At 45.5% G+C, this 15,845-nt stretch carries 14 protein-coding genes; 2 read left to right on the top strand and 12 right to left on the bottom strand.

Annotated elements, in window-relative coordinates; translation table 11 throughout:
• Positions 1-3: 3 nt before the first annotated feature.
• The 6 genes from GTK07_RS00795 to GTK07_RS00770 form a co-directional block, all read right to left on the bottom strand.
• On the bottom strand, positions 4-984 hold the full coding sequence (locus GTK07_RS00795) for a metallophosphoesterase family protein (protein WP_163631890.1): 981 nt from the start codon (positions 982-984) through the stop codon (positions 4-6).
• Between the two features lie 5 nt (positions 985-989).
• Positions 990-2,417: an amidohydrolase gene (locus GTK07_RS00790; protein ID WP_163631887.1), complete on the bottom strand. Its 1,428-nt coding sequence runs from the start codon at positions 2,415-2,417 to the stop codon at positions 990-992.
• A gap of 180 nt (positions 2,418-2,597) precedes the next feature.
• Positions 2,598-2,948 (bottom strand): iron chaperone, encoded by a 351-nt coding sequence (locus GTK07_RS00785; protein ID WP_163631884.1) that lies wholly within the window; start codon positions 2,946-2,948, stop codon positions 2,598-2,600.
• A gap of 47 nt (positions 2,949-2,995) precedes the next feature.
• Entirely contained in the window at positions 2,996-5,011 is a 2,016-nt protein-coding gene (locus tag GTK07_RS00780) for a TonB-dependent receptor family protein (protein ID WP_235932400.1), read from the bottom strand.
• Positions 5,012-5,086: 75 nt separating this feature from the next.
• Positions 5,087-6,193 carry a Gfo/Idh/MocA family protein gene (locus tag GTK07_RS00775; RefSeq protein WP_163631881.1) on the bottom strand — a complete coding sequence of 369 codons (1,107 nt, stop codon included), beginning with the start codon at positions 6,191-6,193 and terminating at the stop codon, positions 5,087-5,089.
• 36 nt (positions 6,194-6,229) lie between these two features.
• Positions 6,230-6,784 (bottom strand): cysteine hydrolase family protein, encoded by a 555-nt coding sequence (locus GTK07_RS00770; RefSeq protein ID WP_163631878.1) that lies wholly within the window; start codon positions 6,782-6,784, stop codon positions 6,230-6,232.
• Between the two features lie 132 nt (positions 6,785-6,916).
• On the opposite strand from GTK07_RS00770, the gene GTK07_RS00765 reads away from it, so the two are divergent.
• Together GTK07_RS00765 and GTK07_RS00760 are read left to right on the top strand one after the other, a co-directional pair.
• Complete coding sequence (locus GTK07_RS00765) at positions 6,917-7,681, top strand: exodeoxyribonuclease III (RefSeq protein ID WP_163631875.1); 765 nt, start codon at positions 6,917-6,919, stop codon at positions 7,679-7,681.
• Between the two features lie 61 nt (positions 7,682-7,742).
• Positions 7,743-8,783, top strand: coding sequence for an NADP(H)-dependent aldo-keto reductase (locus tag GTK07_RS00760; RefSeq protein WP_163631872.1), 1,041 nt, complete (start codon positions 7,743-7,745; stop codon positions 8,781-8,783).
• Positions 8,784-8,785: 2 nt separating this feature from the next.
• Here the strand turns inward: GTK07_RS00760 and GTK07_RS00755 are convergent, their stop codons facing one another.
• The 6 genes from GTK07_RS00755 to panC form a co-directional block, all read right to left on the bottom strand.
• Positions 8,786-10,939 (bottom strand): outer membrane protein assembly factor BamB family protein, encoded by a 2,154-nt coding sequence (locus GTK07_RS00755; RefSeq protein WP_163631869.1) that lies wholly within the window; start codon positions 10,937-10,939, stop codon positions 8,786-8,788.
• A 51-nt stretch (positions 10,940-10,990) separates the two neighbouring features.
• Positions 10,991-12,352, bottom strand: coding sequence for a DNA repair protein RadA (radA, locus tag GTK07_RS00750; protein WP_163631866.1), 1,362 nt, complete (start codon positions 12,350-12,352; stop codon positions 10,991-10,993).
• A 123-nt stretch (positions 12,353-12,475) separates the two neighbouring features.
• On the bottom strand, positions 12,476-13,621 hold the full coding sequence (locus GTK07_RS00745) for an alpha/beta hydrolase (RefSeq protein ID WP_163631863.1): 1,146 nt from the start codon (positions 13,619-13,621) through the stop codon (positions 12,476-12,478).
• Positions 13,622-13,646: 25 nt separating this feature from the next.
• Positions 13,647-14,612, bottom strand: coding sequence for a lysylphosphatidylglycerol synthase transmembrane domain-containing protein (locus GTK07_RS00740; RefSeq protein WP_163631860.1), 966 nt, complete (start codon positions 14,610-14,612; stop codon positions 13,647-13,649).
• Between the two features lie 2 nt (positions 14,613-14,614).
• Positions 14,615-14,965, bottom strand: coding sequence for an aspartate 1-decarboxylase (gene panD, locus GTK07_RS00735; RefSeq protein ID WP_119640500.1), 351 nt, complete (start codon positions 14,963-14,965; stop codon positions 14,615-14,617).
• Positions 14,966-14,977: 12 nt separating this feature from the next.
• Positions 14,978-15,826: a pantoate--beta-alanine ligase gene (gene panC / locus GTK07_RS00730; RefSeq protein ID WP_163631857.1), complete on the bottom strand. Its 849-nt coding sequence runs from the start codon at positions 15,824-15,826 to the stop codon at positions 14,978-14,980.
• Between the last annotated feature and the right edge of the window lie 19 nt (positions 15,827-15,845).

Here is a 15,845-nt window from a genome sequence, read left to right as displayed (position 1 = left end):
ACCTTATTGGCCCGAAGGGACAGTACCCTGTTCATTCAGGATGCCCGCCATTTTTAAGTGGGTGATTACGGGTTGTTTGGCCATCCGCACCAAGGTCACGTGATCAAAAGCCATGGAGTCTTGAGGATTTTGGCTTCCTCCCGTAGTACCCAGCATGGTGTAACTGTGCCCTTTTCGAATACGGTTGGAAAACGAATGGAAATGCCCATTGATAACCGTATAGTCACGGTCTGCCAACACATCTTCCAACGGTCCAAGGCCCTTTTCGTCTTCCCGCATCCACAAAGGCTTGTGCATCAGCACGAACGTCCATTTTACATCGGGATATTTTTTCAAAACTTCGGTAAAATAACCCAACTGGGCATTGCTCATGCCGCCAATACTACGTTCGGGCATGCTGTAGTATTCTGATTCCTCATATTTTCCCTCAATTTCCCCCGAGATGATCTTTAGTGCCTTGGCACGGGCCTCATAGATTTCCATCATCCGTTTTTCCTCGTAATCTTCGGAATCCATCATCAGAAAAAGCACATCATCATACACAAAATGATAATAACGGGGACCAAAACGATTTTCCCAGAACTCCCTCATTTTCGGGTTGGTCAAATCATGGTTGCCTCCCAAATGGAAAAAGGGCATGTTCAGTTTGGCCGTGCGTTCATCAAAGGAGTCCCATTCCTTGGTCAATATGGAATCCACTTCGGTACCACCATCAATAAGGTCCCCAACACTAAGCACAAAGGTGGGGTCCAGCTGGTTCAGTTGTTGAACGGCCGTGGCATACACTCCCTCGCGCTCCCCGCCATTGAGGTCAGAGATGATAGCAAAGGTGAAGTCTTCCTCTGTTGGCTCAAAGACTTCATTGGTCCAAGGTTTTGGCCCTTTGGTTATGTCGTGTTCAAATATGGGGGTAACCGGTTCGGGTTGTTGCTTGCAACCCATCAAACAAAAAAGGGCAACAAGAAGTACGGAATGGCTTTTCATGAGGTTTAATTTTTTCGGTAATCCAAAGCAGGCTCCCTATCACCCAATAGGGCTTCGTATTTAAAATCGGCACCTCTACGCTCATTGAATTCGGTTTTGACCTGCTCCAAAAGTTTTGGATTTTTGATAAGGTCCATAGCGGTGAGCGCCATGGTTTTGGCGGCGACCATCATCCCTTTGTAACCGATATCGGTGCCACCGGCGGCAACGGCCTGCCAGCTATGTGCAGGGGTTCCGGGCACCCAAGTGGCAGCAGTAACGGCTCCTGTGGGGGTGTTCCAGCTTACATCGCCGGTGTCTGCGGATGCCTTACCATGGGTAAATTCCATAGGTTGCACCTGTCCTGCACTTTCAATAGGCCCTGGGGTTCCCAATGTTTTTTGGATTTCCTTGGCGAAAGCAATGTCCTCCGGGGTATAGTCTACCCCGCCCACTAGGGTCATATTGGCATGCAGCAAGGTTTCCAACGCTTCGTTGGGCAATCTTTCATAAGTACCTCCGATGATTTCATAGGTCATTTCGGTTTCCGTACCGATGGCCGCACCTTGAGCGGCTTTTACCACTCGGTCCCAAACGGCCTTCACTTCAAGACGGTTGGAGTGGCGAACCACGTAATACACCTCGGCTTCTTTGGGAACAATGTTTGGGGCGTCGCCACCTTTGGTGATTACATAATGGATTCGGGTTGGCTCGGTGGTATGTTCACGAAGCATGTTCACCAAATCGTTCATGCCTTCCACTCCATCCAATGCGGAGCGACCCAGTTCTGGGGCCATGGCGGCATGGGAGGATTTACCCGTAAATCTGAACTTACCTGAAATGGTGGCGAGATTGGTACTGGGATTGGCCGTGTTCTTATCCCCGGCATGCCAAGAAACAATGGCATCCACATCATTGAAAAGTCCGGCGCGGACCATATACACTTTTCCAGAGCCCCCTTCTTCGGCGGGAGTACCATAAAAACGGATGGTGCCCGATTTCCCGGATGCTATTAAGTAATCCTTGGCAGCGATGGCAGCGGCCAGGGAGCCGGTACCGAACAAATGGTGGCCGCAGGCTTGTCCGGGAGCATCGACTACCCTTGCTTTTCTAAAGGGTACAGCATCCTGGGACATTCCGGGCAGGGCATCAAATTCTCCCAATACCCCAATAACAGGAGTTCCTGAGCCGTACGTAGCCGTAAATGCGGTTGGGATTCCTGCAACACCGGCCTCAATGGTAAAACCTTCTTTTTTAAGTTCTTCTTGCAAGAGTGCCGAACTTTTTTCTTCCAAATAACCCAGCTCTGGATTTTCCCAAAGCAATTTGGCAATGGAGGTATAATGATCTTTTTTGGCATCGAGGTCGGCAATCATTTTTTTCTTGTCCTTTTGCGCCATGGAAATGGAAGAGATCAGCACAAATGCGGAAGCGAGTAAAAGTTGGTTTTTCATTGTAAAAGAGTTAGTAGTTGGGTTTTGGTTATAAAGTTGGTTGGGCGATGCAAAATCGCGCTTCTTCCAAAGATAATATTAAAAACCAGTGGATGGAAGTCCATTTCCTTTGGAAATGGACAGGAAAGAAGAGAAAAAAATTTATTGAAACATTGCCCGATTCAGTTAAATGGTTGATGCTTATTTGGCTTTGGAAGCATTTTCCTGTACCCTAAAAACTACAATTCTTTTGATGAGATCAAAAGGAATAGGCTGGTCCAATGGAAACTGAACAGAACCTTTTCCCTGTTTGTACTTTGACAATTCTTCGGCAAATTTTTCATGCCCCGAAGGGGTGGCGTAAAGTCCGATATGGTTCTTATAGCCTGCAAAATAAACCAAAGGTTTACCATGGGTTTTGTAGCCCGGCATGCCATAAGCCATTTGTTCCACGGCATCCGGGGAGGCATCTTTAACAATGATTCGAATCTTTTGCATGATTTCTTGTGCCTCTTCTGGAAACTTGGAAATGTATGCATCAATTTCGTTCATACGTACTGATATTGAGGTGATTGTATAAATGTAGAAAATTTAACTCATCAAAATATATAGGACAAGCGTGCCCCACCATAAAAATTACGTCCGTTACCAGGATAAAAGTAGCGGGGTTGAGCACCTCCAAAACCTACCGCATTGATAAGGACGGATTGCGCATAGTTTTCGTCAAAAATATTGTTGATGCCCGTGTGCAAACCCAGAGTCATATGGTTGGACAATTGTGTGCGATACCCCAGTTTGGCATTGAAAACATTATAGGAGTCCGAACTTGCCGTATTGGCATCGGTAAGGGGAATGTTGTCCACATATTGGTGGGTCAGGTTCCATTGTAGCCCATTGGTATGTTGAAGGTCCAGGCCAGAACTCAAGCGATGTTTGGGAACGCCCGTCAATGGGTTGCCAGAATAGTCATTGTCGCCATCCACAAAGTCCACAAAACTATGGTCGCTTAACGTGTAGCTGAGATAAGGTGATGCGGTAAGCCTGCCGGACAGTTTGGCCCGGTATCGCACATCCAGTTCCAACCCTTGGTGACGGGTTTGACCAGCATTTCGGCCAATATATTGATCTTCCCCAACGCGTTGGGCCACCAAAAGGTTTTTGATGTCCATCCGGTAAAGGGTAACGTTTGCAGTGAATCGATTTTGAAACAGAAGCCATTGGCTGCCCAATTCATAATTGGTTCCAGTTTCCTGTGCAATGTCGGGATTGATGACCCCATCGGGGGTTAAGGTTTCTTCCAGACTTGGGTTGGAAAATCCACGGCTGATATTGGCATACAATTGTCCCAAATTGAACGAATACCTAAGGCCGAAACTGGGCATCAAAACGGGATCAAAATTTCTTTCTGCAGAAGTATTGGCACTCCCTTCATTGAATAGGTCATTAAACGTGTAATGGGTTTTGTTGAGGTTGAGTCCCAATTGCGCCGAAAATGCTTCCGAAAATGGATAAGTAATCGACCCAAAAAGATTGAACTGTCTCCTAAACTCGGTATTCTTGCTCAAGCGATCGCCCTGCAGACTTCCTTGGCCATTATTGTCCGCATAAAGGTTTTCAAAAGTTCCCCAATGGTACTCGTCCTTGTACAGTTCACCTCCCACTACATATGGGGCCTTGGCCAGATGTCCTTCAAAAACACTTCGGAAACCAAATCCGTTGGTAAACTCATCCAATATATCGAATGGTCTGGGTTCGTAATGGTCCAAATAAGTGTAAAATAGGCTAGTGGTATTTTTCAGTTTTTCAGAAAATTGATAGGAATGGGACAACCCGGTCAAAACATACTTGTTGGCTTCATACCCTTGTGCGGCCAACCAGTTGGATGCCGCCCTGGTGGGATTTTCCTCAAAGTCGGTCTGGTTGATGGAACTGGCAATATGGGCCGTGTAGTCAATATAGTTGGTCAAAAAGGAAAGCCTGCTTTTTTGGCTGATTTTAAAATCAGTGTTCAATAATAAACCATCACGTATGAACTGACTGTTCTGTCTATATCCCTCCGTTTCTAAATGGTTATAGGCAAAGGTAAGGGCAAATTTTTCTTCGGAATGCACAAAGGCAAGGTTGTCCTTTAGCAGAGCATAGGATCCAAATGTTGTGGTGTTGGTCAACCGTGTTTCTTCAATCTGAGGGGTTTTGGTCTGTAATAAAATGGCTCCTCCTAAATTGGAGCCATAGGCCGTTCCTTTGGGACCTTTGATGACCTCTATGGACCCCAGATTTTCAAAATCATACGCTTCAATGGCGGAAAATCCAGTACCGTTGGTCACTGGAACCCCATTGAAATACAAGCGGAGTTTATCCGTGCCGTAGGGGGTTCTGGCCCCAACACCACGAATGGTAATCCGGTTGGTGTTCAAAGCCCCGGAGAGCATATAAACCCCGGAAATTTGATTGATGGCAGACGGAAAATCGATAGGATTGAACCGTTCAAAAGTTTGGGTGCCAATGGTGGAGGAAGCCGTTATGCCCGTGGCTTTTTTAGGTACGGCATCGTCCATTAATATAATTTCATCCAATTGGGTTATGGAATCTTTTTGGGCATTTTGGGCAAACAAGGTACCAGAAGCTAAAACAAGAAAAAATACAAAATAAGTTTTTGCTCTGCTAAAAGAACTTGGGAACAAGGGCAATTATTTTTTTAAGGTTATGGTCTTTCCTTTTTGGGCACTTTCTTTGGCTGCTTCCAATATTTCAACAACCGTCATATTGTTTTCTAAAGCGGTAAGATCGCTGGGGTCCAACGAGATTTTTCCCTTAACAACGGCAGCCAGCAATGAAAAGGGATCATTATAGGGATTAGATCGTTCGTCCAAAACCATCTTTTCTTCGTGAAAACCATCGTAACCTTCCGCCATGCGAACCCGAAGCGTATTTCGGTTATCGGCAAAAATGGCACCGGTAAGCCCGTAAATTTCCATGTCCTTTCTACCGATGGGCCAGTTCCATGAAGGCTCCAAAATGGCCATAGAATCGTCATAGGTGAGCACAATGGTGGCATCGTCATCCACTTTTGGATTGTTTTCGGATTGAAGTTGTTGGGTAACGGCCGTCACCGAAATGGGCTTTTGGCCCTTTTTCAACCAGGTCATCAAATTGGCTCCATAGCAACCGAAATCAGTTATGGCCCCTCCGCCATTGAGCACCGGATCTTGCAACCAGTCCAAGAATTCTTTGTTGACCCCAATTTTGACAGGACCTCTATGCCCATCACGTACGATCACTTTTCGAAGTTCACCGATCTTGCCATTATCCAACAGTTGTTTGGCTTCATGGTTGGTCGGGTACCAAGTGGTTTCATAATTGGTCAATAGATGAATACGGTGCTTTACTGCAAGAGCCTTCATTTTTTTGGCATGATCCACACTAACGGCCAAGGGCTTTTCCACCATTACATGAATACCTTTGGGAGCACAGGTCTCCACCACTTGTAAATGTTCGTATATGGAGCCGAAGGCTGTCACTGCCTCGGGCTGGGTGGCCGTGATCATTTCTTCGAGACTATCATAGACCAAATCCATTGAAAAACCATGCTGGTCGGCATAGCGTTGGGCCAATTCACGATTGGGTTCAGCGATGCCCACTATTTTGACATCACCTAGGTCTTCCCTACCCAAAATCCAATGTACGTGGGAATGTGTTAGACCAGCGACCCCAATTTTTAAGGGTTCGGTTTGCGAAAAAAGCTTTGTAACGGGCATGAGGGCAAAGGTCAGACAGACCAAAATGAAACGTACCATCGGTTGATTGATTTATATGCCTTATAAAAATAGGAACTAATTGTCAAGTTCCGTCAAGAAAGTTACAGTATCCTGTATTTGGGCAAATTCATCCTTAAGATTGGCCAGTTCCGTTTGATGGATCACTTCAGCGCTATATCTTATCCCATCATATCCAATTTTGTCGAAAGCGGCGGTGGCATCGGAAATCAAGGTGACATGAAACCCTAAATTGGCAGCCATACGCACCGATGTGGATATACAATGCTCGATGGTAAGTCCAACAATGACCAAATGGGTAATGTTCCTTGAAATCATAGCTATTTCAAGATTGGTTCCGATAAAGGCACTGTTCACCGTTTTTTGGAAAATAGGTTCCTCGTCTATAGGTTGCACCAAAGGATGGAAGGCATTTCCCTTTTTACCTGGATATAGCGGAGATGCAGGATTGGTAGAATTGTGCATCACATGAAAAACGGGAAGGTCTTTATTGCGAAACACTTCCAGGATTTTGTGACAGTTCTCTTCCGCTTGTGGATTGCTCCGCTCCGTGCCATAATAAACCGTTTCCTGTAAACCACTTTGAATGTCGATCAAGAGAAGTGCTGTCATACCAGAGAAGATTTGTCCATAAAAGTAAACCAAAACCCAATATCATCCAGCATTCTTTAAGTTAATGGGCCCATTGAAAAATTCAATTTTCGAGACCCATCCACAATGGCTATTTTAGACGAAATTTTAAAGATGAAGATTGTTTCCTATAACGTAAACGGAATCCGGGCGGCATTCAACAAGGGATTTGTGGATTGGTTAAAAGCCGTAGATCCAGATGTGGTCTGCCTGCAGGAAACCAAGGCGATGAAAGAGCAGGTGGACACTTCGGCTTTGGAAGAGGCGGGATACCCTTACCATTATTGGTACAGCGCGCAAAAAAAGGGTTATAGTGGCGTGGCTTTACTTTGTAAAGAAGAGCCCGATCATGTGGAATATGGCACAGGTATAGGCTATATGGATTTTGAGGGAAGAAACATCCGTGCCGATTATGGAGACCTTTCCGTGATGAGCATGTACCTGCCCTCAGGCACCAATCTGGACCGATTGGACCACAAACTGATGTACATGGCAGATTTTCAGGATTACGCCAATGACCTTCGGAAAGAGAGACCCAACTTGATCGTTTGTGGGGATTACAATATTTGCCACGAGGCCATAGACATCCATGATCCAGTCCGGAACAAAAAAGTATCCGGCTTTTTGCCCGTGGAAAGGGAATGGATCAGTAACTTCATCAAAAGTGGGTTTATTGACAGTTTCCGTCACTTCAACAAAAATCCACACCAATATACTTGGTGGACCTACCGCGCCAATGCTCGGGCCAATAACAAAGGTTGGCGTTTGGATTATGGTATGGTGGCCGAACCATTAAAAGATAGATTGAAACGCTCCGTGATTCTTTCTGAAGCCAAGCATAGTGACCATTGCCCTATATTGTTGGAGGTGGAAAGATAACCTTCGCATAAACTGGAAACTGTAGGATTATTTAACTTTAACCGTCCTAAACTTAAGAACGATGAAATACACCCGAATTCCGCATACCGATATCAGGATCAGCAAAATTTGCTTGGGTACCATGACCTGGGGGCGACAAAACACCGAGGACGAGGCCCATGAACAAATGGATTATGCCTTGGATCAAGGAGTGAATTTTTTCGATACCGCAGAATTATATCCCATACCACCCAAAAAAGAATTGTACGCCGTAACGGAAGAATTCATTGGGAACTGGTTCAAAAAGACAGGAAACAGGGATAAAGTGGTCTTGGCCTCTAAGATTGCCGGACCGGGACATGGGGGAAAACACATCCGAAGTACCGGATTTAGCAAGGAATCCATCGTAGGAGCTGTGGACGGAAGCTTGCAACGTCTTCAAACGGATTATATTGATCTATACCAATTACACTGGCCCGAGAGGAACACCAACTTTTTTGGACAGCGAGGGTACAATGCCCATGCCATTGATGTTTGGGAAGATAACATCCACCAAGTTTTGGAAACCCTTCGCGATCTGATTGCCGAAGGAAAGATCAGGCATGTGGGGATTTCCAACGAAACCCCTTGGGGAACCATGCGCTATTTGGAAGAAAGCAAAGTACACCAGTCGCTCCCAAGAATGTTGACGATCCAAAATCCTTATAGCTTATTGAACCGTTTGTTCGAGGTGGGACTTTCCGAAATTTCCTTGCGGGAAAAAATAGGGTTGTTGGCGTATTCACCGATGGCGTTTGGAGTGCTCAGTGGAAAATATCTCACGGAAATCCCACCCAGAAAGGCAAGGATAACCCTTTTTCCCAATTATAGCAGGTACAGCAGTGAAACTGCTACCCAAGCTACCGGGCAATATGCCCAATTGGCCAAGGAACACGGATTGAGCATGGCACAGATGGCCTTGGCTTTTGTGAACACCCGACCTTTTTTAACGAGCAATATCATCGGGGCTACCACTATGGAGCAGCTCAAGGAAAACATTGAAAGTATCGATGTAGACCTTTCGGATGAAGTTTTGGAAGGTATTGAAGCCATCCATAATGCCATTCCAAACCCGGCTCCATAAGCTTATTCCAAAGCGTAGGCACGGTATTCATCCCCTGAGGCCGTTCCCATTTTGCCTCCACCACAGGAGATTACGATGTACTGTTTGCCATCCACTTGGTAGGTGATGGGAGTGGCATAACCACCAGCAGGCAATTGATCTTCCCACATTTTTTCTCCAGTCTTCATGTTAAAGGCCCGGATTTTTTCATCTTTGGTAGCAGCAATGAACAGTACCCCACCTTTGGTGATCACGGGGCCACCGTAATTTTCAAGTCCAGATACAGGGACATTGGGGTCGTTTAGGCTTTCCTCATGTCCCAAAGGGATTTTCCAAACATATTCCCCAGTGTTCAGGTCAATAGCATTCAAGGTGCCCCATGGCGGTTTTACCACGGGATAACCCCTGTCATCCTTGAACCGTGCAAAACTAGCCACGGAATACGGCACATCTATTTTGATTTTTTCCACCCGATGGTCCTTGGCCCCTTCCATACCCGTCAGAAATTCTGTCAATGCATCAACTTCATCTTCAGAAAGATTGGGCATTCCGGGCATGGCGCCCCTTCCTTTTTGTATGATGGTCTTGATGGAATCGGGCTGCAACCGCAATTTCACATTTTGAAGCTCTGGGATACCCGCAAGACCTTCCAACTCGCCGCCATGGCAACGGGTGCAATGGATCTGTGCCAAGGATTGCCCCATGCTTGAATCGTTACCCCCTCCAACGGCTTTCATTTTAATGATCCAGGCCATTTCATTACCGTTCACATACATGATCCCGTCCCGCGGGTCCACAGCCGCGCCTCCCCATTCGGCACCTCCATCGGCACCGGGAAAGAGGATTACGCCTGTGGTATCCATCGGTATAAATTGCCCGTTGGATGTGATGGATTTGAATTTTTCCAAAACAGTTGGGGCATCATCACTTTTGTTGCCCTTCACCAAATCATCCACAAAAGCTTTTTCGTTTGGGGCATATAGGTCGTTCTCGGTCAAAACTTGACGTGCAAAGGGTTCCGGTTTTAAAGGAAGGGGTTGTGTGGCATAGGTTTTTTCGCCTATCAGTTTGGAACTGGGATAGGCTTTTTCCTCAATGGGAAACAAGGGCTCGCCCATTTCCCGGTTGAATACAAAAACGTGTCCACTTTTGGTCACTTGCGCCACGGCAGGAATGATTTTCCCATCTCTTTTGATTTCCAATAAATTGGGTGGAGCAGGAGGGTCGCGGTCCCAAATATCGTGGTGCACCAGCTGAAAATGCCAAATGCGTTCCCCGGTTTTGGCATTCAACGCCAAAAGGGAATTGGCAAAAAGATCGACACCTTCCCGATCTCCTCCATACCAATCAAAAGCGGCCGATCCCGTAGGGATGTAAACGATTCCACGCTCAAGGTCCATGGCCATACCGGGCCAACTGTTGGCACCACCGACAGTTTTGTAAGCATCGGTAGGCCAGGTGTCGTAACCAAACTCGCCAGGTTGTGGAATGGTATGGAAGGTCCAGACAATTTTCCCGGTCAGTACATCATAAGCGCGAATATGACCTGGGGAGGCACCAGGTCCTTCCCCAACACGGGTGCCCTGGATCAATATGTTTTCAAAAATGGCCCCAGGGGTATTGGACACCACGGACTGCTTTTTAGGATCTCGACCTAGCCCCTCTCTTAGATCGATACTTCCATTATTTCCAAAGGAAGTAATGGGTTGGCCTGTTGCAATGTCAATGGCAAAAAGCTGTGGTCCCGAAGTAAAAAAGATACGGCTGGGTTCTTCCCCATTGGATTTCCAATAATTTAGACCTCGGTTCACACCCAATCCTGATTCATCTTTGGAAACAGGTTTGAATTTCCAGATTTCCTTACCATTAGTGGCATCAATAGCGAAGAGTTCAATAGCGGCATTTACGCCATAAAGAACCCCGTCGACAACCAATGGGCTGGTCTGTATCTGGGTAGTCCTTCCTTCTTGAAGCCCCCCACTTTTATAGCTCCAGGCCAATTTTAGGTTGGTAACATTGGCCGTATCGATTTGATCGAGATTGGAGTAATGGGTACGCTCCGGATCGCCCAAATAATGCTCCCAGGTGGTAAAATAGTCTTTGTTGGAGGATGCGGTTTTTTCATCTGAACAGGATGCCAATAAGGCAACCAACAGGAAAAGCGGAATTCGTTTCATGTGCATTGGAAGGTTTCTTAAATATAGAAATAAACCTTTTAAAATGAAGGATCAACCGAACAGATGGCTAACCACATCCTCAATTTTGGAAACTTTTCGGACTTGTATCCCCATGTTCTTTAAGCCGATTTTATTGTTTTTGGAAACAAAAATGGTGGAGAAGCCTAGTTTTTCTGCCTCCAGAATGCGTTGGTCCACGCGCTGTACCGGACGGATTTCCCCAGCAAGGCCCACTTCCGCGGCAAAGCAGATGCCCTTTTCGATGGGGATGTCGGCATTGCTGGACAATATAGCGGCCATAACGGCAAGGTCAATGGCGGGATCGTCCACCGATATGCCCCCGGTGATGTTCAAAAAGACATCCTTTGCTGCCAATTTAAATCCCGCCCGCTTTTCCAGAACGGCCAAAAGCATGTTCAAGCGTTTGGCGTTGAACCCCGTAGCGGAACGTTGCGGAGTTCCATACACCGCAGTACTTACCAACGCCTGGATTTCTATCAATAAGGGACGCATGCCTTCCACAGTTGCCGCAATGGCGGTTCCACTTAAATCTTCCTCATTTTTGGAAATCAATACTTCGGAGGGGTTGTTCACTTCCCGTAGTCCACTTCCTTGCATTTCATAAATGCCCAGCTCTGCGGTGGAACCGAAACGGTTTTTAAGCGAACGAAGAATTCTGTAGACGTAGTTACGGTCACCTTCAAATTGCAGCACCGTATCCACCATATGTTCCAAAATCTTTGGTCCGGCAATGGTGCCGTCTTTGGTGATGTGTCCCACCAGAATCACCGGGGTGTGACTTTCCTTGGCGAATTTGATGAGTTCGGCGGCACATTCACGGATTTGCGAAATGCTGCCTGCAGCGGATTCAATATAATCGGTATGCAAGGTTTGTATGGAGTCGATGACCACGAGATCGGGCTCCAAGGCCGCAATCTGTTGAAAGATGTTCTGGGTCTTGGTTTCGGTAAGGATGTAGCAATTTTCACTGTTAGGTTGAATGCGGTCGGCACGCATCTTGATCTGCCGTTGGCTTTCCTCACCCGAAACATAAAGGGTTTTATATGGGAGTTTTAAGGCAATCTGAAGCAACAAGGTGCTTTTTCCGATTCCTGGCTCTCCTCCTAACAATGTCAAGGAACCAGGGACCAATCCACCGCCCAAAACCCTGTTGAACTCTTGGTCCAACGTATCCAAGCGAAGTTCTTTTTCTTGGGTGATCTCGGAAACACGAAGGGGTTTACTGGCCTGTTTTACAGAGGAAGTATCGGTCTTCCAACTCCTTTTTTCTTCTTTTTGGACCACTTCTTCCACAATGGTGTTCCATTCCCTGCACGAAGAACACTGGCCCACCCATTTGGCATATTGGGTGCCACAGTTTTGGCAAAAAAAAGCTGTTTTGGTCTTGGCCATTCCTCAAATTTGGTGAAGGCCTAAAGATATGGATTTAGATGGATGATTTGACTATAGGAATTTTGGACAACTGGCTTTTTGGATTAATTTTTCTAACTATCTAATTATCCAAGATTCTAATGATCAATACCCAAAATCTGCTTTAAGGGCATCAATTTTTTCAAGGGCCATATCCTTGGTCAAGAAATCGATTTCTTGCATTTGGAAGGCTTTTTCAAAGGTCTTGAAAGCTTTCTTGGGCTCTCCGATAAATTCGTAATATTCGGCTTCAAAATAAAAACCCATCATGGTATCCGGATATTGTTTCTTGCAAAGTTCCGCCAACGGTTTTAAGGATTCGTAATCCTCTTTTTTTCTGCAAGCGGCATAGATGGCCATAATGTCATTCAATTCCACAGGTTTTGCAAAACCGAAGAGATTTTCGATCATGGTATATCGGTCCTCCAAATATTTAAAAGCAGGTTCACTGGACGTTAGGATATCTGTCTTGTATTCTTTGGGGCTGATAGGTCTGAAGATTTTGAAAACATTATCAAAAGCTTTGCTAATCCCATATGCTGCAATAGACTCGTGGTCTGTATGATCATATTCATCAAAGAAATAATGCAACGATTCTTTGGTGATAGAATTGATGCTATGGTTCATTTGCAGGATTCGTTGTCTATCGTCAGAAGGTTCTTTTTCCACAATCACATTATAAAAAATAACCTGATCCAAAGCGGATAATCGCTCCGGAACCCTATTTTCCATTTCTGGTGCCAAAACGGGGGAAATGCTTACGTAGGAATTGAAGAAGGACTTGTCCTTAAACAAAAAATAATTCCCAAAATTGGCCGTGATATCATATCCGAACAACATTTTAAAGGGAGCTACTTTGTAGGTTGTTGCCAGGTAGGGAACAAGTTCCGTTCCCAAAAATTCATAGAACATTTTTCCTTTGTCGGAAGGGAGTCCCGTTTGTTCGTCAAAAGCACAGTCCTCTAGTCGAATGTCATTTTCTGCTTGCCCCACGCCCACAATGATGGCCTCAGGCATGCGGTCCAATTTACTTTGGAATTTGGCGTTGGCAACTACGAGGTCGAACAGGTATTCGGCATCCAAGACCACCAAAAGGGGGTATATTTTGTCTTCGGAATAATCTTCGGGAAAATAATAGGAAACATTCCTTCTTTCCTGTAGTTTGAAGGATTCGAAAATCTCCTTTTTGACTTGGGCACCAAGGTTCAGGCCCAACAAGCCCATTAAAACAACTAACAGCCGTTTTTTCATTGGTTAAGATTTAGGTGGTCGGGGTCTACCGATTTCTATTCAATAACGGCAATACTATGAAGGATATTGTGCCAAAGATGACCACCATCAAGGTCTGTGCGATCCACATGATCCAACCGAATGCATCGCCCGAAACGGAAGAGATTCCATAAATACCCAATGCCGCACTTACCGCAATGGGATACAGGCCGATACCCCCATTGGTGGTAGACATGGCGAAGGCTCCAAAAACGAACCCGACCAAGAGTTCGCTTAAGGAAAGTGGGATGGTTTCGGTTACGGTATATTTGATGACCCAAAACATACCAAAATAGGCGGCCCAAATGAAGAGGGTATGAAAAATGAAGGGCCATTTTTTCTTCATTTTGAAAACGCTGAGTACACCGTCCAGCAAGCCGTTCAAGAAAGATTTTAACTTGTTGGCAAAAGGTGATTTAGACCTTCGGATAATGTATGTTCCCATAAATAATCCAACAATGCCAACAATCAAAATGCCCGCGGCACCTATCAAGTTTACCCCTTTTTCTTCCAAAAAGGAAAGGATGATATCCGTTTGTAATATTAAGGTAACCAGAATGACCATCAATAACATCAACAGGTCAATGACCCGTTCCGTAACGATGGTGCCAAAACCCTTTTCGAAAGGAACACCCTCATAGGTGGTCAAAGCTGTGGCCCTTAAAAATTCACCTGATCTGGGAATACCCAAATTGGCAAAGTATGAAATCAATACAATGAATATGTTATTGATGATCTTGGGTTTATAACCCATGGGTTCCAGAAGATAGTTCCAGCGGATGGCCCTGGACACATGGCTCAAAATCCCAATAATTACAGAAATGCTTACCCAAAAAGGACTCGCATTGGAGATATAATGTAAAATTTCCTTGCGTTCTTCAGGAGTGGTTGAATTATAGGAATACCATACCAAAAAAAGCCCAAAAGCGATTGGGATAAAAATCTTCAGGAATTTTTTCAGGGATTGGCCCAAGACTAGTTCAATAAATTGGTGGCTTCGTTCGGGAAGACCAATGCTGGATTAAAGACTTTCGCCTCCTCAATGTCCATCCAAGCATATGTGATCAGGATCAACACGTCGCCAACGGCCACTTTTCTGGCGGCGGCCCCGTTCAGGGTAAGTTCCCCTGAGCCCCTTGGCCCGGGAATGGCATAGGTTTCCAATCGTTCACCGTTATTGTTGTTCACGATCTGCACCTTCTCGCCCCTAATAATGTTGGCCGCATCCATCAGGTCTTCGTCAATGGTAATGCTTCCAATATAATTAAGGTCCGCGCCGGTTACCTTTACCCTGTGAATTTTAGATTTTACAACTTCTACTTGCATGGTGCAAAATTATCAATTCAATCTTAGATTATCAATTAAGCGAACTCCATCTGCATAAACGGCAATGAACGCCCGGTATTTTTGGTTGTCCTGTTTTTTTAACATGGGGGTCAAGGTGGCCTCATCGGTTATCTCGAAATACTCCAGGTTGAACACAGGATTCTTTTTAAACTCGGATTTTACCCAATCCGCAATGGTTGTTGCACTTTCCGTGCCAAACTTTGATTTGGCAGTTTGCAAGGTATCATGGATAAACCCGGCCTGTTCCCTAGTCGTTTTGGACAGCCTTTCATTACGGGAACTCATGGCCAATCCGTGTGGTTCCCGCTCTATGGGGCAACCAATTATGGTATAGGGTAGTTTTTTGATTTCGGCCATTTTCCTGATGATCTGCAGTTGCTGAAAATCCTTTTCGCCAAAATAAGCCTTGTTTGGGGCCACGGTACGGAGCAAAAGTTCTACAATGGTACCGACCCCATCAAAATGCCCGGCCCTGAATTCCCCCTCCATGACCTTGTCCAATCCATCAAACTCATAGGATTCCGATTTCACCTGATCGCCATAGATTTCATCCACGGTGGGGGCAAAGACAACGATTTTTTTGGAGACGGTTTTCAACAGATCAATATCCCTTTCCAAACTTCTGGGATATTTATCCAGATCATCTTTTTTATCAAATTGGGTGGGGTTCACAAAAATGCTCACCACCACCAGATCATTTTCCGAAAGCGCTTTTTTGACCAAGGAGAGATGCCCCGTGTGCAAGGCCCCCATAGTGGGTACAAGGCCTAAGGTCCGGTTTTTTTTTCGTTCCCCTTCCAGATAGGAAACTAGCTCCATTTTACGGTCAAATAAATGCATTTCAAGCTTTAAAGGCGGG

The sequence above is a fragment of the Flagellimonas sediminis genome (genome assembly GCF_010500845.1).
In the GTDB taxonomy this organism is placed as follows: Bacteria; Bacteroidota; Bacteroidia; order Flavobacteriales; family Flavobacteriaceae; genus Flagellimonas; species Flagellimonas sediminis.
This window is presented reverse-complemented; position numbering and strand designations above follow the sequence as displayed.